This is a genomic window from Streptomyces marinisediminis, assembly GCF_026262575.1.
Taxonomy (GTDB): domain Bacteria; phylum Actinomycetota; class Actinomycetes; order Streptomycetales; family Streptomycetaceae; genus Streptomyces; species Streptomyces marinisediminis.
On sequence record NZ_JAPKFL010000018.1, the window covers coordinates 70,091 to 89,736 of the forward strand.

Annotated in this window: 18 protein-coding genes; 3 read left to right on the forward strand and 15 right to left on the reverse strand. The window is 75.8% G+C overall.

The features are described 5' to 3' along the window. The first annotated feature begins 318 nt into the window (after positions 1–318). Positions 319–1,272, forward strand: a complete 954-nt coding sequence (locus tag OSB71_RS16310; protein ID WP_265948805.1) for a phosphatase PAP2 family protein — start codon at positions 319–321, stop codon at positions 1,270–1,272. 47 nt (positions 1,273–1,319) lie between these two features. Here the strand turns inward: OSB71_RS16310 and OSB71_RS16315 are convergent, their stop codons facing one another. The 4 genes from OSB71_RS16315 to OSB71_RS16330 all read right to left on the reverse strand — a co-directional run bounded on the left by OSB71_RS16315 (position 1,320) and on the right by OSB71_RS16330 (position 4,751). Further along, entirely contained in the window at positions 1,320–1,535 is a 216-nt protein-coding gene (locus tag OSB71_RS16315) for an I78 family peptidase inhibitor (protein WP_265948807.1), read from the reverse strand. 105 nt (positions 1,536–1,640) lie between these two features. Further along, complete coding sequence (locus OSB71_RS16320; RefSeq protein WP_265948808.1) at positions 1,641–2,741, reverse strand: helix-turn-helix transcriptional regulator; 1,101 nt, start codon at positions 2,739–2,741, stop codon at positions 1,641–1,643. A gap of 100 nt (positions 2,742–2,841) precedes the next feature. Beyond that, positions 2,842–3,687, reverse strand: a complete 846-nt coding sequence (locus tag OSB71_RS16325) for a hypothetical protein (protein WP_265948810.1) — start codon at positions 3,685–3,687, stop codon at positions 2,842–2,844. A 392-nt stretch (positions 3,688–4,079) separates the two neighbouring features. Then, complete coding sequence (locus tag OSB71_RS16330; RefSeq protein WP_265948811.1) at positions 4,080–4,751, reverse strand: transglycosylase family protein; 672 nt, start codon at positions 4,749–4,751, stop codon at positions 4,080–4,082. A gap of 543 nt (positions 4,752–5,294) precedes the next feature. On the opposite strand from OSB71_RS16330, the gene OSB71_RS16335 reads away from it, so the two are divergent. Together OSB71_RS16335 and OSB71_RS16340 are read left to right on the forward strand one after the other, a co-directional pair. Beyond that, positions 5,295–6,083 (forward strand): DUF8842 C-terminal domain-containing protein, encoded by a 789-nt coding sequence (locus OSB71_RS16335; protein WP_265948856.1) that lies wholly within the window; start codon positions 5,295–5,297, stop codon positions 6,081–6,083. A gap of 191 nt (positions 6,084–6,274) precedes the next feature. Next, a complete protein-coding gene (locus OSB71_RS16340) occupies positions 6,275–6,601 on the forward strand; it encodes a hypothetical protein (protein ID WP_265948812.1) in 327 nt (108 codons plus the stop codon). A 146-nt stretch (positions 6,602–6,747) separates the two neighbouring features. Here the strand turns inward: OSB71_RS16340 and der are convergent, their stop codons facing one another. The 11 genes from der to OSB71_RS16395 all read right to left on the reverse strand — a co-directional run bounded on the left by der (position 6,748) and on the right by OSB71_RS16395 (position 19,543). Beyond that, a complete protein-coding gene (der, locus tag OSB71_RS16345) occupies positions 6,748–8,211 on the reverse strand; it encodes a ribosome biogenesis GTPase Der (RefSeq protein ID WP_265948813.1) in 1,464 nt (487 codons plus the stop codon). Between the two features lie 68 nt (positions 8,212–8,279). Beyond that, positions 8,280–8,933, reverse strand: a complete 654-nt coding sequence (locus tag OSB71_RS16350) for a lysophospholipid acyltransferase family protein (RefSeq protein ID WP_265948814.1) — start codon at positions 8,931–8,933, stop codon at positions 8,280–8,282. Further along, positions 8,930–9,700: a (d)CMP kinase gene (cmk, locus tag OSB71_RS16355; RefSeq protein ID WP_265948815.1), complete on the reverse strand. Its 771-nt coding sequence runs from the start codon at positions 9,698–9,700 to the stop codon at positions 8,930–8,932. The genes OSB71_RS16350 and cmk overlap by 4 nt, the downstream gene beginning before the upstream one ends. A 135-nt stretch (positions 9,701–9,835) precedes the next feature. Beyond that, a complete protein-coding gene (locus OSB71_RS16360; protein WP_265948817.1) occupies positions 9,836–10,924 on the reverse strand; it encodes a prephenate dehydrogenase in 1,089 nt (362 codons plus the stop codon). Between the two features lies 1 nt (position 10,925). Further along, on the reverse strand, positions 10,926–12,083 hold the full coding sequence (locus tag OSB71_RS16365) for a pseudouridine synthase (RefSeq protein WP_265948818.1): 1,158 nt from the start codon (positions 12,081–12,083) through the stop codon (positions 10,926–10,928). A gap of 10 nt (positions 12,084–12,093) precedes the next feature. Then, positions 12,094–12,753 (reverse strand): SMC-Scp complex subunit ScpB, encoded by a 660-nt coding sequence (gene scpB, locus OSB71_RS16370; RefSeq protein ID WP_265948819.1) that lies wholly within the window; start codon positions 12,751–12,753, stop codon positions 12,094–12,096. Continuing rightward, complete coding sequence (locus OSB71_RS16375; protein WP_265948820.1) at positions 12,750–13,823, reverse strand: segregation and condensation protein A; 1,074 nt, start codon at positions 13,821–13,823, stop codon at positions 12,750–12,752. Before OSB71_RS16375 ends, scpB begins: the two co-directional genes overlap by 4 nt. Before the next feature lie 104 nt (positions 13,824–13,927). Continuing rightward, positions 13,928–14,449 (reverse strand): hypothetical protein, encoded by a 522-nt coding sequence (locus tag OSB71_RS16380; RefSeq protein ID WP_265948821.1) that lies wholly within the window; start codon positions 14,447–14,449, stop codon positions 13,928–13,930. Further along, positions 14,446–15,618, reverse strand: a complete 1,173-nt coding sequence (locus OSB71_RS16385) for a ParA family protein (protein WP_265948822.1) — start codon at positions 15,616–15,618, stop codon at positions 14,446–14,448. Before OSB71_RS16385 ends, OSB71_RS16380 begins: the two co-directional genes overlap by 4 nt. A 384-nt stretch (positions 15,619–16,002) precedes the next feature. Then, positions 16,003–17,118: an alanine dehydrogenase gene (ald, locus tag OSB71_RS16390; protein ID WP_265948857.1), complete on the reverse strand. Its 1,116-nt coding sequence runs from the start codon at positions 17,116–17,118 to the stop codon at positions 16,003–16,005. A 217-nt stretch (positions 17,119–17,335) separates the two neighbouring features. After that, positions 17,336–19,543, reverse strand: a complete 2,208-nt coding sequence (locus tag OSB71_RS16395; RefSeq protein ID WP_265948824.1) for a tetratricopeptide repeat protein — start codon at positions 19,541–19,543, stop codon at positions 17,336–17,338. Between the last annotated feature and the right edge of the window lie 103 nt (positions 19,544–19,646).

Below are 19,646 nucleotides of genomic sequence, written 5' to 3' on the forward strand. Positions count from 1 at the left end.
CCTCCGCTGGTCGCGTCCGTAGGGTACGCGAGTCCGGCCGGGCCCCCGGTGGCCCGTCGGCCCCGGCGCCCGGTCCGGTGGACGGGCCGCCGCCGGACGAAAGGTTAATCGGGCGTGGACGGGGGAAGAACGCGCGGGCAATGGGGGGCGCCGGTCCGGGAAAAGCGGCCGCAATTTACCGCCGCCCCCGCTTTCGCCGAGAAACCGCCCGGCGGGCCGCGCGGGGGCGCATTCCCCTCGTCCCCACCACATCACATCGCCATTACGAACCCCGGCGCCGCGCCGTCCTCCCTTGTCACCCGCTGTAATGTCGATTGAGTGCGCACCGACCGAATCTTCGCCCGCCTGGGACAGGAGCCCACGCGGCCGCCGAACCCGGCCCCGGGGATGAGCGTCACCCGCAGAGTGCTCTTCGGCGCCACGCTGGCGTTCTACGCGGCCGTCGTGGCGGCCGTGCTGCGGACCTCCTACCTGGTCCGGCTGGACTGGCAGCTCATGCTGTTCCGGCCGTACAAGCAGTGGCCGGAGCTCCACCCGTTCCTGGACTACTTCGTGGTCCTGGGCCAGCGCGGCCCGACGGCCGCGCTGGTGGCGGCGTGGCTGGGGTGGCGGTCGTGGCGGCAGCGCACGCTGCGCCCGCTGCTCATGCTGGGGGCGGCCCTGCTGCTGCTCAACGTGACGGTGGGTGCGGCCAAGCTGGGCATGGGCCGGGAGGGGCCGCACTACGCCAACCTCGTCGGCGCCAACGAGATGTTCCTGACCGGCGATATATTCCCCTCCGGGCACACCGCGAACGCGGTCGTCACCTGGGGCATCCTGGCCTACCTGGCCAGCACGCAGCCCGCCAGGCGCCGGCTGTCGGTCGTGGCGGCCGTCTTCGCGCTCGGGGTCGGGGCCACCACCGTCTACCTCGGCACGCACTGGCTCAGCGACGTGCTGCTCGGCTGGGCGGCCGGGCTGCTGATCCTGCTGGCGCTGCCGTGGTGCGAGCCGCTGGCGGCCCGGGTGGAGGGGCACGTGCTCGCCTACTGGACGCGGCTGCGGGCCGCCGGGCGGGTGATGACGGCGGGCGCGGCGCCGCCGGGCGCCGGGGCCGCCGCGTCCTCCCCGGCCGCGGGCACGCCGCCGTCGGGCACCGCACGGCCGACCGCCACGGCGGAGGGCGGCGCCGAGCCCGGCCGGGCGCTGGTGCGCGGCGCGCCCGCCGGCCACCCGCAGCGCGTGCGCCCCGTGCGTTCGGACCGCACCCGGCCCGCCCCGCTCGGACGCTGACGCGCCCCGCGCCCCGGTCGTGGCCGGCCGGTACCCGGCCCCGGCTCTCAGCCCTTCCAGCTACGGACGACGCGGTCGTCCTCCACGGTGAGGTTCAGCCGTCCGGCCAGGTACTCCATCGTGATCATGGCGTCGGGCGGCAGCACCCGCACCCTGCTCCACCCCTTCTCCCTGGCCCGCTCCTCCGCCTGCCGCGCGGGCATCCCGGCGTAGGCCTCGGGGTCGTCGTCCGGTTCCGTCGCTGCGAACGGTGAATCTCCCATGCCGCCACCGTACCGGCGGGCGCGCGGCACCCGGAAGTCCCGGGCGGATCGTCACGCCGTCACGCTTGTGTCACAGTCCGACCGGCGCCCGCTCGCCCGGACGGCTCACTCTTCCGGGTTTTTTCCGGGCCGGGCGGAAATCCTTTCCGAGCGCTCGGAAATGGGCGCCGGAAGGCGGCCTTCCGGAAATCGGCAATGCGTGGGCACGGCGCTTTCCGGCGCGGCGCGGGACGCGGTCGGCGACTTTTCCAGGACGCGGGTCAGGCGGTCGCGCACGGCCGCGATGTGGGCGGTCAGCTCCGCCGGTTCGCGGACCTCGAAGTCCGCGTCGAGCAGCAGCAGGTGCACCGCCATCGTCGCCGGCGAGTAGGCACCGGTCCGCAGCAGACAGGTGTGCTCGTCGACCGCCTCCAGCGTGCCCGCGGCCGGGGGGATCCGCGCCGCCGCCTCCTCGGCGGGCAGGTGCAGCAGCACCGTGGCCCGGGTGAGGTAGGCGCGGGTGGAGACGCCTTCGGCGACGTAGGCGCCCAGGTCCTCGGCGGGCGGCCGCCGGGGCGTGAAGCGCGGCCCGTGCGGCGGGGTCAGCGTGAGGCGGTCGACGCGGAAGGTGCGCCAGTCCGCGCGGTCGGCGTCCCACGCCACCAGGTACCAGCGCCGCTGGCTGCTCACCAGGCGCAGCGGCTCGACGGTGCGGCTGGTCGGGTCGCCGCCCAGCGCGCGGTAGGTGAACCGCAGCCGCTGGTGGTCGCGGCAGGCGTGGGCCAGCTCGCTGATGATGTCGGGGTCCACGCCCGGTTCGCGCCGCGCGTGCCGCATCGGCACCGTGTACGCGGCGAGCGCGGCCACCCGGCGGCGCAGCCGGTCCGGCAGCACCTGCTCCAGCTTCGCCAGGGCGCGCGCGGAGGACTCCTCGATCCCCTCCACACCGCCCGCGCCGACCGCGCTCTGCAGCCCGACGGCGACCGCCACGGCCTCGTCGTCGTCCAGCAGCAGGGGTGGCAGCCGCGCTCCGGCGCCGAGCCGGTAGCCGCCCGCCGTGCCCGTCGCGGAGTGCACGGGGTAGTCCAGGCCGCGCAGCCGCTCGACGTCGCGCCGCACCGTGCGCGCGCTCACGCCCAGCCGGTCCGCGAGGTCGGCACCGGACCACTCGCGGCGGGCCTGGAGCAGCGAGAGCAGGCGCAGCAGGCGCGCCGAGGTCTCCATCATGGCGTCGAGTGTGGCAGCCCTCACGGACACCCGCTGTCCGCGGGACCTCCCCCGGGCCGCGCCCCGGGGGCGCGACGCGGCGGGCGGGCGGCGGGCGGGTTCAGGACGCGGCGGGCGCCGCCTCGAACCGCAGCAGCAGTTCGTTCGCGGCCGAGTAGCCCGGCCGCACCCGCTGCCGGCCGTCGGCCAGGGCGACCGCCGGGTGGCGCACGGCGTTCCGCTTGTCCGCGACGTCGTCCAGGATGCGCGCCAGCCGGACCGGCGCGGCGGCGCGGGAGGGCCGCAGCAGGAGGGCCGCGCGGGCGGCCGGGCCGGGGCCGGGCAGGGCGGCGAGCGGCAGCCGGGCGGTGAACCCCGGCTCCCGCGCTCGCGCGGGCACGGCCACCACGGGCTCCTTCGCCCCCGGCGGCACCGCCTCGACGACGGCGTCGGGGCCCAGCTCCGCCCCGTACAGGTGGCCGCGCAGGGTCAGCACGCCGTCGGCCACCTCCACGCCGGTGGCCTCGGCGTGCGGCCAGCGGTGCCAGGCCCGCACGGCAAGCGTGCCGCGCGACGTGGTGCACGGGATGCGCACGCCCAGCCACGTGCGGTCCGGGCGCGGCACCCGGTCCACCAGGGACCGCAGGTCGTGGGTGCCGGGCAGCAGGCGGCCGCGACGGCGTTCGCCGGTGCCGAGGTAGGCGTGCCACAGCCCCTCGGCCAGCGTCATGGTGCTCGGCAGCGCCGCCCGCAGCAGGCCGGGGGACGTCGGCACCAGGGGCAGCCGGACCTCCTCGACCGCTTCGCGCCCGGCGGCGGGCCGGCGGCGCAGCAGCAGGCCGGTGTCCCAGCGCTCGTGGGCGCCGTCGTGGGCGACGTCGAAGGTGAGTCCGCCCGCGCTGTCGGCCGTGCAGTGGGCGCGCGGGCGCGCGCCCCGCGGTGAGCGCCCCGCGGTGGTGGCGTTCATCCGCGGCGCCCCCGCTGTGCCGCCCGCGCGGGCGCGGCGGCGGCCGTGGCCGTGACCGTGCGTATGTGCATGCGTCCCTGATCCTGGTTTCGACGCGGACAGGCCCCCCGCACCGGTGACCTGTTCGCCGTGCACCGGGTAAGACCGGGATGCGGTGCCCGGGGTTGGCTGATGTGACGTACTTCTTCCCACAACCGCCGCCTTTCCGCCGCCGCGGGCTTCCGGTTCGCGCGCGCCCGCCGCGGCGGGCGGCGCCACGCGCGGCGCCCCGCCACGGTGGGACCGTGGCGGGGCGCCGTTCGCCGTGCCGTGACGGGCCGCGGCCCGCGGGCCTTCGGGCGGCACGGGCCCCGGAGGGACCCGCGACCGGCCGCCCGCGGACCTCCGGGCGGTCAGACCTTCAGGCGCTGGCCGGGCATGATGAGGTTGGGGTCGGCGCCGATGACGCCGGCGTTGACCTCGTAGACGGCGCGCCAGTCGACGCCGTGCGCCTGGGCGATCCGGCTGAGCGTGTCGCCCGCCTTCACCGTGTAGTTGGCGCGCGGGTGGTCACGGCCCGCACGGGGCTGCGCGGCCCGCTCCCGGGTGGCGGACTCCCCGCTGGGCGCGCTCCGCGGCGCGCTCTTGGGGGCGCTCTTCGGCGTGCTCTCGGGCGCCGGCTGGGCGGCCGGCGCGCCGGAGCCGGACGGCCGGGCCGGGCCCGGGTCGGTGCCGTAGAGGCCCAGCTTGGCGGAGCAGGCGGGCCACGCCCCCCAGCCCTGGGCGTCCTGCACCTTGTTGGCGATCTCGATCTGCTGCGCGCGGGTGGCCTGGTTGGCCGTCCCCGCGTAGGCGGTGCCGCCGTACGCCGCCCAGGTCGAGGCGGAGAACTGGAGGCCACCGTAGTAGCCGTTGCCCGTGTTGATCTGCCAGTTGCCACCGCTCTCGCACTGGGCGAGCCGGTCCCACACGCCGCCGTCCGCCGCCTGGGCGGTGCCGGTCGCGAGGGAGAGCAGCGCCAGCGGGGCCGCGACGGTCAGCGAGATCGCGCCCGCACGTGCTGCTTTGCCACGACGATCGAACAAGACGAATCCCTCTCATACGCCCCGGGGTCCCCCAGCCGTGCCGGTCCTTCGGGCGCCGGTCCTGCGCGCCCTCGGGTCCGGGACGGCGGCGTCCGCCGGCACGTGCGCCCTGCCGGGCGTCGGCACGCCGTGCGGAACGCGGGTGCGTTCGCGCTCGGCGGGCCGGGAGGGCGGACTGCCCCGGGTGGTGCTCGGTGCACCGCTGCTCGAATGTAGGGACGGCACCGGGCCGCCACCAAACAACGGGCCGAAGTCGCAGGCCAGTTGCCGTTTACCGCCGGTAACAGCGAAGAGGTGTACGGACCTTATGCCCGGATAAATCATCACTAAGACGGATTGCGCGCCGCGCACGTTGTGCTTCACCTCACCGTCACAACTTCCGCCGCTTGCCCATCAATTGACTGACTGTGACCGATTTCGACGACCTGCTCACCATGTGCGTTCACAGAATCGGCCCGAGGGCGCCGGATGCGTGACTGTCACCACAGGTTCTCCGTTGTGCAGACGAACCAGTACCGAACGCCAGGAGCCCCTGTGTCCTCCATGCTCGACGTCAGTGACGAGGTACGCGCCGAGATCGGCGAAGACGAAGCGGCCAAGCTGCTCGCCGGCGAGACGCTGCCCGAGAGCTACGACTGCACGTCCTGCCGCACGCCCGGCAGCACCCGAAGCGAGCGCACCAGCACGGTGTTGTTCGTGGGCGAGGAGACGGCCGTGCTCGCCTTCGCCCACGCGGGGTGCATCCCCTCGCAGATCGTCCGCGTCTCCGAAGAGCAGATCCAAAGCGCCGTCCGCACCATCTCCGGGGAGGCGGGCAGCCCGGCCGAGCCGGCCGGCACCCCGGCCGTGGCCGACGACCGGCAGGCCGTCCTGGGCGTGACCTGCGGTCAGGTCCTCATCGGCGACCAGCTCCACCCGGCCATCGTGGTGGAGCCCGCGGGCCCGATCGCCCGGCCCGGCTCCACCGGCGGCGGCGACGAGTTCCTGCCCCTGCTCATCGAGGCCGGTTTCCTGCCGGTGACGGACATGGCCAAGCGGCCCGACCCGCTGCCCGGCTGGTCGGTCCTGATGGCCATGGGCAAGCTGCACGCCGTGCTCCAGCCGCCGGAGGAGGGGCGGCAGCCCACCTCGTGGTGGCAGGCCCACCAGCCGCTCGCGGTCACCGACGAGTGGCGCGCCACGGCCAACAAGGCGAACTCCGTGGTGGTCTACGCGGCCCCGGCCGGCTCCATCGGCCAGCAGCCGCGCGAGGACCTCCTGCGCGACGCCTTGGACAAGGCCGCCGCCAACGGCGTCCTCGTCGCCGCGACGATGCCGCTGGCCGGCACGTAGGGCCACCGCCCGCTCAGGGACCTCCACCGCGGCGGCGGGTGCCGGCCGGCGTCCTCGGGACGCCGTCGGCGCGCGCCGCCGCGTCGGCGCGCTCTCACCGGCGCCCGCAGGGCCGGTGGCCAACGCCGGACCGGCAGGCTGACGTTCGACCCGACCCGCATCCTGTACGGGTTCCGCTCGTTGGCTCAGACGTGCACTCCTACGAACCTCCCCGCGCCCGCTACCCCTACCGCGACCACGGTCAGATCCCCGCCATGCGGCCGCCCCACGAACCCCTGGCGGAGCGTCAGGCCCGCTCGGCCACGCCGATCTTCGACGCCCTGTACGCCGAGTACCGCCGCCTGTTCCGCGCGCTGCCCGGCGACCGCACGGGCGAGGAGGAACTGCGGTTCACCGGCTTCGGCGCGGTGTACGGCACGGGGTTCAGTCCGGTGCGGTACGAGGAGGGGCGCCACCGGGCGCCGGTGCGGCACGCCGCCGCCGCGCTGCCGCCCGCGCCGCGCGACATGGGCCGGTAGCCGCGCGCCGCCGTCCGGCGGTAGCCGCCCGCGGCACCGGCCGGCGGCCCCGGCATCCGCCGACGGGGCGGCCTGGGCGGGGTTTCGGCCGCACGCGCCGACGACGGCCGCCGCACCGGCCCCCTCGCGGTGCGGCGGCCGTCGTCTCAGCGCTTGCCGCGCTTCTCCCGCACCCGTACCGACAGGTGGATCGGCGTCCCGGCGAAGCCGAACTCCTCGCGCAGCCGCCGCTCGATGAAGCGCCGGTAGCCCGCCTCCAGGAACCCGGAGGCGAACAGCACGAACCGCGGCGGCCGGGTGCCGGCCTGGGTGCCGAACAGGATGCGCGGCTGCTTGCCGCCGCGCACCGGGTGCGGGTGGGCGGCCACCAGCTCGCCCAGGAAGGCGTTCAGGCGCCCGGTGGGCACCCGGGTCTCCCAGCCCTCCAACGCCGTCTCGATGGCCGGGACCAGCTTCTCGACGTGCCGTCCGGTGCGTGCGGAGATGTTGACCCGCGGCGCCCACCGCACCTGCACCAGATCCCGCTCGATCTCGCGCTCCAGGTAGAAGCGGCGCTCGTCGTCCAGGGTGTCCCACTTGTTGTAGGCCAGCACCAGGCCGCGCCCGGCGTCCACGGCCATCGAGATGATGCGCAGGTCCTGCACGCTGATGGACTCGCTCACGTCCAGCAGGACGACGGCGACCTCGGCCTTCTCCAGCGCCGCCGCGGTGCGCAGGGAGGCGTAGTAGTCGGCGCCCTCGATGAGGTGGACACGGCGGCGGATGCCGGCGGTGTCCACGAACTTCCACGTCTTGCCGCCGAGTTCGATCAGCTCGTCGACCGGGTCGCGGGTGGTGCCCGCCAGTTGGTCGACGACGACGCGCTCCTCCCCCGCCACCTTGTTCAGCAGGGAGGACTTGCCGACGTTGGGACGGCCGATGAGGGCGACGCGGCGCGGCCCGCCCAGGGGGGTGCCGAACGTCTGGGCCGGAGCCTGGGGCAGCGCCTTCAGCACCTCGTCCAGCATGTCGCCGGTGCCGCGTCCGTGCAGCGCCGAGACGGGGTGCGGCTCGCCCAGGCCCAGCGACCACAGCATCGCCGCGTCCGCCTCGCCGGACGGGCCGTCGACCTTGTTGGCGCACAGCACGACGGGCTTGCCCGCCCGGCGCAGGAGCTTGACCACGGCTTCGTCGGTGTCGGTGGCGCCCACCGCGGCGTCCACCACGAAGACCACCGCGTCGGCGGCCTCGATGGCGAACTCCGCCTGCGCGGCGACGGCGGCGTCGATGCCGAGGACGTCGATCTCCCAGCCGCCGGTGTCCACCACCTTGAAGCGGCGGCCCGCCCACTCGGCCTCGTAGGTGACGCGGTCCCGGGTCACGCCCGGGCGGTCCTCCACGACGGCCTCGCGGCGGCCGATGATGCGGTTCACCAGGGTGGACTTGCCGACGTTGGGGCGGCCCACGACGGCGAGCACCGGCAGCGGTCCGTGCCCGGCGTCCTCGAGGGCGCCCTCGACGTCCTCGGCGGCGAAGCCCTCCTGGGCGGCAAGCTCCATGAACTCCGCGTACTCGGCGTCGCCGAGCTCACCGTGCCCGTGCTCGTCGCCGGAGCTGATCTGGTCGTCCATGAGGTCCTGTCCTTGCTGGAAAGCTGTACTGGCGTGGCCAGCGCGGGCGCTGGCGGAAAAGGGGGGGCTCAGCGGCCGGTCAGCCGCCTGGCCTCGGTCAGATGCGCGCCCAGCCGCTCCGTCAGCCGCTCGGTGGCCTCGTCCATGACCGTCCGGGTCCGCCGGCCCCCGCCGACGGAGACCGGGTCGCCGAAGACGACGTCGATGCGGCTGCGCAGCGGCGGCAGGGCGGGTATCGCCGTGCCGCGCCGCCCGGAGCTGCCGAGCACCGCCACCGGCACGACCGGGGCGCCCGACCGCACGGCGAAGTAGGCCAGCCCCGCGCGCAGCGCGGCGAAGTCCCCGGCGCCCCGGCTGCCCTCGGGGAAGATGCCCAGCGCGCCGCCGCGCTCCAGCACGCCCAGCGCGGCGGTGACGGCGGCGCGGTCGGCCGTGGACCGGTCCACCGGCACCTGCCCGATACCGCGCAGGAACCAGCCCAGCGGGCCGACGAACGCCTCCTGCTTGATCAGGAAGTGCACGGGGCGGGGGCAGGTGCCCATCAGCACCGGGCCGTCGACGTTGTGCGCGTGGTTGACGGCCAGGATGACGGGGCCGGTCACCGGTATCCGCCAGGTGCCGAGCACGCGCGGCCGCCACAGGCCGTGGATGAGGCCGATGCCGATGCGCCGGCCGGTCCGGGCGCCGCGTGCGCTGGGCAGCGGCCTGCCGTGTTCGCTCACGCCGTGCGCTGCCCCTCTTCGGCGCCGGTGCGCCGCTTGTCCTCGATGAGGGTGACCACGCACTCGACGACCTGGTCCAGGGTGAGGTCGGTGGTGTCCACCTCCACCGCGTCGTCGGCCTTGGCCAGCGGCGAGGTGGCGCGGCTGGAGTCGGCCGCGTCCCGGCGCAGCAGCGCCTCGCGGGTGGCGTCGAGGTCCACGCTGCCCTGCTCGCCCACGCGGGCCTTCAGCTCGCCCCCGCGCCGGGCGGCGCGGGCCTCGGGCGAGGCGGTGAGGAACACCTTGAGGTCGGCGTCGGGCAGCACGGTGGTGCCGATGTCCCGGCCCTCGACGACGACGCCGCCCGGCCGGCCGGCCGCGTCCGCGACGATGCCGCGCTGGAGCGCGGTGATGGCCTCGCGCACCCGCGGCACGGCGCTCACCGCGCTGACCGCCGCCGTCACCTCGGCGGTGCGGATGGGCCCGGAGGCGTCCACGCCGTCGACGGTGATCGTCGGGGCGGACGGGTCGGTGCCGGAGACGATGGCGGGGCGGCCGGCCGCCGCCGCGACCGCCGCGGGGTCGTGCACGTCGACGCCGTGGGTGAGCATCCACCAGGTGATCGCCCGGTACTGGGCGCCGGTGTCCAGGTAGCTGAGCCCGAGCTTGGCGGCGACGGCCTTGGAGGTGCTGGACTTGCCCGTGCCGGAGGGGCCGTCGATCGCGACGACGACGGGCGCCGGGGCGCCCGGGGGGACGGGGGTCGCGCCCTGAACGGTTGCAGCCACGGTGAAGAGGGCCTTTCTGGAGCCTGCGGGTGCTCGGGGCGGGACCTGCCCCGCCCCCAGGCTACCGGGAAGTGGACGGCCGCCTCACCGCGCCCGGGGCCGCTCCCGGCGCCGGACGCGGCGGCCGCCGCCGGCTCACGCCCGCCGGATCGCCCAGCCCCGCTCCCGCAGCACCTCGGTGAGCCGTGGGGCGGCGGTCTGCTCGACCATGAGCTGCACGTGCCCGGCCTGCTGCCCGGTGGCGTGCTCGATGCGCACGTCCTCGACGTTGACGCCCGCCTGCCCCGCGTCGGCGAAGATCCGGGCCAGCTCGCCGGGCCGGTCGCTGATGAGCACGGCCACGGTGGCGTACGCCGCCGGGGTCTGCCCGTGCTTGCCCGGGATGCGGGAGCGCCCGGAGTTGCCGCGGCGCAGCACGTCCTCGATGCCGTCGGCCCCGGCGCCGCGCTTGGCGTCGTCGGCCGACTCCAGCGCGCGCAGGGCCCGCACGGTCTCGGTCAGGTCGCTCGCGACGGCCGCGAGCACGTCCGCGACCGGGCCGGGGTTGGCGGAGAGGATGTCCAGCCACATGCGCGGATCGGACGCGGCGATGCGGGTGACGTCGCGGATGCCCTGCCCGCACAGCCGCACCGCCGTCTCGTCCGCGGCCTCCAGCCGGGCGGCGACCAGGCTGGACAGGAGCTGGGGCGTGTGCGAGACGAGCGCGACGGCCCGGTCGTGGGCGTCGGCGTCCATGACGACGGGCACCGCCCGGCACAGCGCGACCAGCTCCAGTGCCAGGTTCAGCACCTCGGTGTCGGTCTGGGCGGTGGGGGTGAGCACCCACGGGCGGCCTTCGAAGAGGTCCTCGGTGGCGGCCAGCGGCCCGGACTGCTCGCGGCCCGCCATGGGGTGCGTGCCCAGGTATGTGCGCGGGTCGCAGTCCAGCTCCGCCAGTTCGCGGCGCGGGCCGCCCTTGACGCTGGCCACGTCCAGGTAGCCGCGGGCCGCCCCGGCGCGCTGGGTCTCGGCCAGCACGGCGGCGACGGTGGCGGGCGGCACGGCGACGACGGCCAGGTCCACCGGGCCCGGCGGCGGCTCGGTGGTGCCGGCGCCCAGCGCCGCCGCGGTGCGGGCCTGCTCGGTGTCCCGGTCGCGCAGGTACACGGTGACGCCGCGGGCGGTGAGCGCCAGCGCGGCGGAGGTGCCGATCAGGCCGGTGCCGATGACGAGCGCGGTCCGCATGTCAGAGGCCGACCTCACGCATGAGCATGCCGACCTCGGTGTTGGTCATGCGGCGCAGCCACCCCGACTTCTGGTCGCCCAGCGGGATCGGGCCGAACTTGGTGCGCACCAGGCGGTCCACCGGGAAGCCCGCCTCGGCCAGCATGCGCCGCACGATGTGCTTGCGGCCCTCGTGCAGCGCGACTTCGACCAGGTAGTTCTTCCCGGTGTTCTCCACCACCTTGAAGTGGTCGGCGCGTGCGTAGCCGTCCTCCAGGGGGATGCCGTCCTTGAGCCGCTTGCCCAGGTCGCGCGGGATGGGGCCCTGGATCGCGGCGAGGTAGGTCTTGGTCACGCCGTAGCGGGGGTGGGTCAGCCGGTGCGCCAGCTCGCCGTGGTTGGTGAGCAGGATCAGGCCCTCGGTCTCGGTGTCCAGCCGGCCCACGTGGAACAGCCGCGTCTCGCGGTTCTGCACGTAGTCGCCCAGGCACTGACGGCCCTCGGGGTCCTCCATGGAGGAGACGACGCCGGCGGGCTTGTTCAGCGCGAAGAACAGGTAGGACTGGGCGGCGACGGTGAGCCCGTCCACCTTGATCTCGTCGTTCTCCGGGTCCACCCGCAGGCCCTGCTCCAGCACGACGCGCCCGTTGACCTCCACGCGCGCCTGGTCGATCAGCTCCTCGCAGGCGCGGCGGCTGCCCATGCCCGCGCGGGCCAGCACCTTCTGGAGCCGCTCGCCGTCGGGCTCGTCCCCGTCGAAGGTCTTGGGCAGCTTGAGGTCCGGCTTGTCGTGCCGGGCGCGGTTGCGCTCCTCGACCTGCGCGTCGTACTCGCGGGAGCGGGCGGGCGCGCTGCGCCGGGGACGCCGGGCACCACCCTGGGCCCGGCTCCCGGGCTTGCCCCCGCCGCCCTGGCTCCGGCCGCCGGGCTTCGGGCCGCCGCCCGGGCCGCCCTTGCCCCCCTGACCGCCCTGACCGCCCCGGCTGCCCTGGCTGCCCTGGCCGCCCTGGCCGCCCGGGCTCTTGCCGCCCTTGCCGCCCGGCGCGCCGCCGCCCGAGCCCGCCGTCGGGTAGCGGCGCTCCTCCGGGCGCGGACGGCCGCTGCCGCTCCGCCGCCGGTCGTCGCGGCCGCTGCCCGCGCCCCGGTTGTTCCGGTTGCTGTTCCTGCCGCTGCTTCGCATGTGATCCGTCTTACGTCCGAGCGTCGCCGCTGTCATCGTCGTCTGCATCTACCTCGAACGACGGCACGCCCTCCTGGCTGTCGCCCTCGACCGCGTCCGCTTCGGGGAGGAAGGGCGCGAGCTCCGGCAACTCGTCCAGACCGCGCAGGCCCATCCGCTCCAGGAAGTAGTGCGTCGTCACGTACAGGATCGCACCTGTCTCGGGTTCGGTGCCCGCCTCCTCCAGCAGCCCCCGCTGGAGGAGGGTGCGCATGACGCCGTCGCAGTTCACGCCGCGCACCGCCGAGACCCGCGAGCGGCTGACCGGCTGGCGGTAGGCGACGACGGCGAGCGTCTCCAGCGCGGCCTGGGTCAGCCGCGCGTGCTGACCGTCCAGGACGAAGCCCTCGACGGCGTCGGCGTACTCGGCCCGGGTGGAGAAGCGCCAGCCCCCGGCGACGTACCGCAGCTCGAAGCCGCGCCCCTGCCGCGCGTAGTCGTCCGCCAGGGCCCGCAGCGCGTCGGCCACGGCCCGCCGGGGGCGCTGGAGCACCCGGGCGAGGTGCTCCTCGGCCACGGGCTCGTCGGCCACCATGAGCACCGCCTCCAGGGCGGGCCCGAGTGCCAGCTCGGCGATCCGGGACGCCCCGGCCGGGGCGTCCGCGGCGGGTGCGGCGCTTCGCTCGCTCATGGTCGGCCTGCCTCCTGCCGCCCCGGCCCGTCCTCGGGCCGGGGCTCGCGGTCGAACTCGTCGGTGACGTGCGGCGCCTCCCGGTCGCCGCCGCTCCAGCGCACGGTGAGGGCACCCAGCGCCTCGCTCTGCTCCAGGGTGACGGCCCGCTCCCGGTACAGCTCCAGCAGGGCCAGGAAGCGGGCGACGACGGTGAGGGTGTCCCCGGCGTCCTCGGTCAGCTCCGCGAAGCTCGCCGTGCCCCGGGCGCGCAGCAGCGCCACGACGACCTCCGCCTGCTCGCGCACGCTGACCAGCGGCGCGTGGATGTGGTCCACGTACACGCGCGGCTTCGGCTTGGGCTGCATCGCCTTCACCGCGAGCCGGGCGAAGCCCTCCGGGCCAACCCGGATCACGACGTCCGGCAGCAGCTCGGCGTGGTGGGGCTCCAGGCCCACCGTCCGCGGGTACCGGCGGGCCTCGGCGGCCAGGCGGTCCGCGAAGATGTCGGCGACCCGCTTGTAGGCGCGGTACTGCAGGAGCCGGGCGAACAGCAGGTCACGGGCCTCCAGCAGCGCGAGGTCGGCCTCGTCCTCGACCTCGGCGGACGGCAGCAGCCGGGCGGCCTTCAGGTCGAGCAGGGTGGCGGCGACGACCAGGAACTCGGTGGTCTGGTCCAGGTCCCAGTCCGGCCCCATGGCCCTGATGTGCGCCATGAACTCGTCGGTGACCCGGGAGAGCGCCACCTCGGTCACGTCCAGCTTGTGTTTGGAGATGAGCTGGAGGAGCAGGTCGAAGGGGCCTTCGAAGTTGTCCAGCACGACGGTGAACCGCCCGTCGGCCTCCGCCTCGTCGCCTTCGCCGCGGTCCGCACGGGGCGCCTCGCCCTCCGGCGCGCGCGGTCCCGGCGGCGCGGCGGGCGGGGGCGGTTCGGGTGGCGCGGGCGGCGGACCCGGTGGCGCGGGAGCCGCCGCAGGTGCCGACCGGTACGGGAGCGCCTCCTCGGGCGGCCGGGGCGCCGCGGGCACGCCGCGCCCCAGGGCCCGTCGGGCGGGTCGGGCTGCGGGGGCGGGCGGTTCGGGCGGGCTCATCGCGACCGCACCCTATCGCCCGCGACGGGGCCGGGGACGCCAGCCGCTCCGCGCGGCCCGGCGTACCGGCGCGGCGGGCGCGGGGCCCGGCGGCGGGCCCGGCGTCAACCGCGCAGGCGGCGCACCAGGATACTGGCGTCGCCGCGCGACTCCAGGTCGGCGAGGACGACGGCCACCGCCTCGCGGACGATGCGCCCGCGGTCGACGGCCAGTCCGTGCTCGCCGCGCAGCACCAGGCGCGCGTGCTCCAGGTCCATCAGCTCCTCGGCGGAGACGTAGACGGTGATCTTCTCGTCGTGCCGTTCCCGGCCGCTGGGCCGGCGCGGGGCGCTGCGGCGCCGCGACTGCCCGCCTCCGGCACTCTGCCGGACGGCTCCGCCCCGGTTCGGCGCGCCGCCGCGGGACGCGGCTCCGGCACCGCCGGGCTGCCCGGGCACCGCCGGGCGGGCCGGGCGGGCGCCGCGTCCGCTGTGTTCATCGGCGGCGGGCTGCTGCTCGGCCGGGGCGGCGGGCGGCTGCCGGCCGTGTTCGGTCGGCGGGGCGGCCGGGTTCGGCTGGGGCGAGGAGGGCTGGACCCCGGGGCCGCCGGTCGTGCGGAACAGTTCGTCGGCTGCCGGGAGACTCACTCGGCGTGGCACCGGGCGAGCACCTCCCTGGCGAGCTGGCGGTAGGCGGCGGCGCCGACGGAGTTGGAGGCGTAGGTGGTGATGGGCTCGCCGGCGACCGTCGTCTCGGGGAAGCGGACGGTGCGGCCGATGACCGTGTGGTAGACGTTGTCGTCGAACGCCTCGACGACGCGGGCCAGCACCTCGCGGCTGTGCACGGTGCGCGAGTCGTACATCGTGGCCAGGATGCCGTCGAGTTCGAGCTGCGGGTTGAGCCGCTCCTGCACCTTCTCGATCGTCTCCGTCAGCAGCGCGACGCCGCGCAGCGCGAAGAACTCGCACTCCAGCGGGACGATGACCTTGTGCGCCGCGGTCAGCGCGTTGACGGTCAGCAGGCCGAGCGAGGGCTGGCAGTCGATGACGACGAAGTCGTAGTCCGGCAGCAGCGGTTCCAGGGCGCGCTGGAGGGTGGACTCGCGCGCCACCTCGCTGACGAGCTGCACCTCGGCGGCGGAGAGGTCGATGTTGCTGGGCAGCAGGTCCATGCCCGCGACGGCCGTCTTCAGCAGCACCTCCTCGCTGGACATGCCCCGCTCCATGAGCAGGTTGTAGACGGTGAGGTCGAGCTCCATCGGGTTGACGCCGAGACCGACCGAGAGGGCGCCCTGCGGGTCGAAGTCGACCAGCAGCACGCGGCGTCCGTACTCCGCGAGCGCGGCGCCGAGGTTGATGGTCGAGGTGGTCTTGCCGACGCCGCCCTTCTGGTTGCACATCGCGATGATCTTCGCGGGCCCGTGTTCGCTGACCGGGCCCGGGATCGGGAAGTAGGGCAGCGGACGGCCGGTGGGGCCGATGCGCTCGCGGCGCTGGCGGGCCGCGTCGGGGGCGAGGGTGGCGGCGTACTCCGGGTCGGGCTCGAACTCCGCGTCGGGGTCGTAGAAGTGACCCTCCGGAAGCTCGGCGTGCTCGGCGAACCCCCCGGGGAGGTGGCCGCTTCCGGCGTCCCCCTGCGGTCCGTCCGTGCCGTGGTGGGCCTGCTGGCTCTGGTGGGCTGTCATGGTCGAGGAGTCCTGGTGTGCGGTGAAGGTGCGGACAGCGACGGAGCCGACAGCCCCCCGCCCGGCGAGATCCCGGCCCGGCGCGGGCGTTCCTGGTTGACCACCCCCGGGAGTGAATGTCGACTTATTCACAAGTCGTCTTACCTCCTTGCCGACCAGGAAATTTCTAGACAGGTCAGTGTGGCGCCATGCCGATGTTTGGTGACTCTATGGCGAGTCGGCAGTCCGCAGCAACACAAACCGACGGAGTCGGCGCGATGTGTCGGGAACCGAACACCCGCTTGTCAAGGGCGTAACGGGTCCGCATGGAGGCCACCCGGGGCACGCGAATCGGTTGAACGGTCACGTTCTCCGCGAGTCGCCCCGGGCGGTCCGGGCGCCGTCGCGCGCCGGCAGCGGGAACGGCCCCGGCCGGACCACGGGAACTGCGTGGTCCGGCCGGGGCCGTGGCGCCGGTGATGTGGACCACCGGCCTTGACGCGGCACCGCGGGGAGCGCGGGCGCGCGAAGACCGGGTCAGCCGATGAGGTCGGCCAGTTCGACCCGCTCCAGGCCGTGCGCCTCGGCGACCGGGCCGTACACGACCTTGCCGTCGTGGGTGTTGAGGCCCTTGGCCAGCGCGGCGTCCCGGCGCAGCGCGTCCGCCCAGCCCCGGTTGGCCAGCTCCAGGATGTAGGGGAGCGTGGCGTTGGTCAGCGCGTAGGTGGAGGTGTTGGGCACCGCGCCGGGCATGTTGGCGACGCAGTAGAACACCGAGTCGTGCACCCCGAAGGTGGGCTCGGCGTGCGTGGTGGGACGGGAGTCCTCGAAGCAGCCGCCCTGGTCGATCGCGATGTCGACAAGGACACTTCCCGGCTTCATCCGCGACACCAGTTCGTTGGTGACCAGCTTCGGGGCCTTGGCGCCGGGGATGAGCACCGCGCCGATGACCAGGTCGGCCTCCAGCACCGCCTTCTCCAGCTCCAGGGCGTTGGAGGCGATCGGGCGGACCCGGGTGCCGAAGATCTTGTCGGCCTCGCGCAGCTTGCTGACGTCCTTGTCCAGCAGCGTCACGTGGAAGCCGAGGCCGACGGCGATCTGCGTGGCGTTCCAGCCGGAGACGCCGCCGCCGATGACCACCGCGCGCGCCGCGTGCACGCCGGGGACGCCGCCGGGCAGCACCCCGCGGCCACCGGCCGAGCGCATCAGGTGGTAGGCGCCGACCTGCGGGGCGATGCGCCCGGCCACCTCGGACATCGGGGCCAGCAGGGGCAGCGCGCGGTTCGCCGTCTCGACCGTCTCGTAGGCGATGGCCGTGGTGCCCGACTCCAGCAGGGCGTCGGTGCACTCGCGGGAGGCGGCGAGGTGGAGGTAGGTGAACAGCGTCTGGTCCTTGCGGAGCCGGTGGTACTCCTCGGCGATCGGCTCCTTGACCTTCAGCAGCAGGTCGGCGGTGGCCCACACCTCGTCGGCGGTGTCGAGGATGGTGGCGCCCGCGGCGACGTACTCCTCGTCGGCGATGGAGGAGCCGGCACCGGCGTTCTGCTCCACGTAGACCTGGTGGCCGTTGCGGGTGAGTTCGAGCACGCCGGCCGGCGTGATGGCCACGCGGTACTCGTTGTTCTTGACCTCGCGGGGGATACCGACCTTCACGTCGATCACGGTCCTTGACTTCGGGGGTGCTGGCGGACGCCGGGCCCATCCGGCTCCCTCATCAGCCCATACATCAGCATAAGGGCGACAAAGCGGAAGCGGCCGGGTAGCAGTCAGATGACCACGGCCCTGCCAGTCTAATGAAGGAGCGCGCCCTGTCCAGCCTTACAAAGCAGGAATCTCTTCCGCGATCACTATGTATTTCGCAGGCATCTGGTCACGTGGGGGCACCGTCGACCGGTTCCGGGGGGCCCGTCACCGGCGCTTCGGCGCCCGCCGCGACGGGCGTGCGCGCCCCGCCCGGCCCCTCCCCCGCCGCGACGCCGCCCCCCAAGGCGGCGGCCGGCCCGCCCGGCTCCGCGCCGCCGGTCTCGGGGGCCTCCGGCCGGTCCGGCGGCGCCTCCCCCCGGGGCCGCCCCACGGCCGCCGGGGCCGGCCCCGGGGCGTCGGCAGCGTCCGGGCGGGCGAGCAGCCGCCCGGCGGCCGCCCGGTGGGCGGCGGACCCACCGGTGTCGCCCAGCCGGGCGCAGGCGTCGGCCAACCGCAGGCACAGCGCCGCCTCCAGCCGGACGTCCCCGGCCTCGCGCGCCCGCTCCAGCGCCAGGTAGCCGGTGCGCAGCGCGTCGTGCGGACGCCCGGCGTACTCCTGGACGCGGGCCACCTCGCCGAGCGCCCGCGCGTGGCCGTGCGCGTTCCGCAGCCGCCGGTACGCCCCGGCCGCCGCCCGCCAGCAGCGCAGCGCCTCCCCCCACTGCCCGGCGTACAGGTGCGCCGCGCCCAGCCGGCCGTGCAGCCGGGCGGCGCCCTCCTGGTCGCCCAGGCTCTGGCACAGGGCGAGCGCCCGCCCGTACCAGTCGGCGGCGCGCGACCAGTCGGTCAGCTTTGCGTAGGTGCCGCCGAGCGAGTCCATGGCCCGCACCGCCGCCTCGGTGTCGCCACCGCCGTCGGCGCGGACGGCGGCCAGTGCCGCCCGGTAGCGGTCCAGGGCGACCGGCAGCCGCCCGGTCCAGGCGTCCAGGTCGCCGAGGTTGAGCAGGGCGGCCGCCCGCTCGCGGTGCAGAGCGCGCCGCTCGGCCACGTCCAGCACCAGCTCGTGCAGGCGGTACTGCTCGGGCGCCGTGCGCTCCGGCGGGCGGTGGGCGTTGAGCGCGCGGGCCAGCGCGGCGATGAAGCGCCGGGCGAGGGTGTCCAGCTCCCCGTCGGCGACGGCGAGGCGGGCCCCGGCCAGCAGCGCGGGCAGCCGCGAGTCCAGCCACGCCGCGGCCTCGCGTGCCGTCTCGAAGCGCAGCGGACGGGGCTGCCCGGCCAGCTCCCGGCGCGGCGGCGACCCGGCCGGTTCGGTCACCGCCCAGCAGGCGTGCAGCTGACGCACCGCGCGCTCCAGCAGCCGGGCGCGGGCGAGCTGCTGCTCGGCGGGGCGCTCGGCGGCCGCCAGCTCGGCGCGCAGCAGCGGGTCCAGGCAGCCGGGGACGCGGTAGGCGTCCCCCGGCAGCGGGTGCAGGAGCCCGTAGCGGGCGAAGTCGGCCAGCCAGGCGCCGGCGGCATGGACGCCGCAGCCGGCGAGCCCGGCGGCCAGCGGGGCGTCCACGTAGCCGTCCGGCGCCAGGCACAGCAGGCGCAGCAGGCGGGCCGCGGAGGCGCCGAGGGAGGCGCGCACCAGCCGGAAGGTGCGCTCCACCGGCGTGCCCTCGCCCTCGGTGCGGGCGACGGTGCGGGCCGCGTCCAGCACGGAGGCGTGCGGGTGGGCGGCCAGCCAGCCGCCGGCCAGGGTGAGCGCGGCGGCGTGGCCCGCGCAGCTCTCGGCGAGCAGCTCGGCGGCGCGCGGGTCCACGGTGATGCGCACGTCGGACCCGGCGCGGCGGGCGATGAGCGCGACGGCGGCCGCGGGGTCGAGGCCGCCGAGCGTGCAGGGCCGCACGTCCGCGACGCCGCTGAGCGGGCCCTCGGCCGTCGCGACGACCAGGCAGCCGGGGTCGTCGGGGAGCACCTCGGTGAGCTGCTCGGCGGCGGCGACGTCGTCCAGGAGCAGCAGGGCCCTGCGGCCGCGCAGGGCGGCTCGCAGGGCCTCGGTGAGCTCGTCGCCGCCGGCGCCCGGCGGGGCGGGCACGGCCAGCGCGTCCAGCAGGTCGCGGGCGACGCGTTCCACGGGGACGGGCAGGCCGCCGGGGTCGGTCAGCCGGGCCCTGAGCACGCCGTCGGGGTGGTCGGCGGCGGTGCGGCGGGCGAACTCCTCGGCCAGCGCGGTGCGCCCGGAGCCGGGCTCACCGGCGATGAGCAGGACGCGGGCACGGGGCGCGGGGCGCCCGGCGAGCGTGTCGAGACCGGCCCGTCCGACGTCTTCGCGCAGGGCGGCGAGCTCGCGCTCGCGTCCGCTGAACGCCGGTGTCCCGGCCTCGGCTCCGTGGTGCAGCGCCTGATCCGTCACGCGCCGAGCGTAGTGCAGCGGCGCTCGCCCGCGGCGGCAGCGACAGGCGCCGGGGCCGCCCGCTTCACCGCATCGGCGGCGGGTCCGGGGCGTCCGGCCCGGT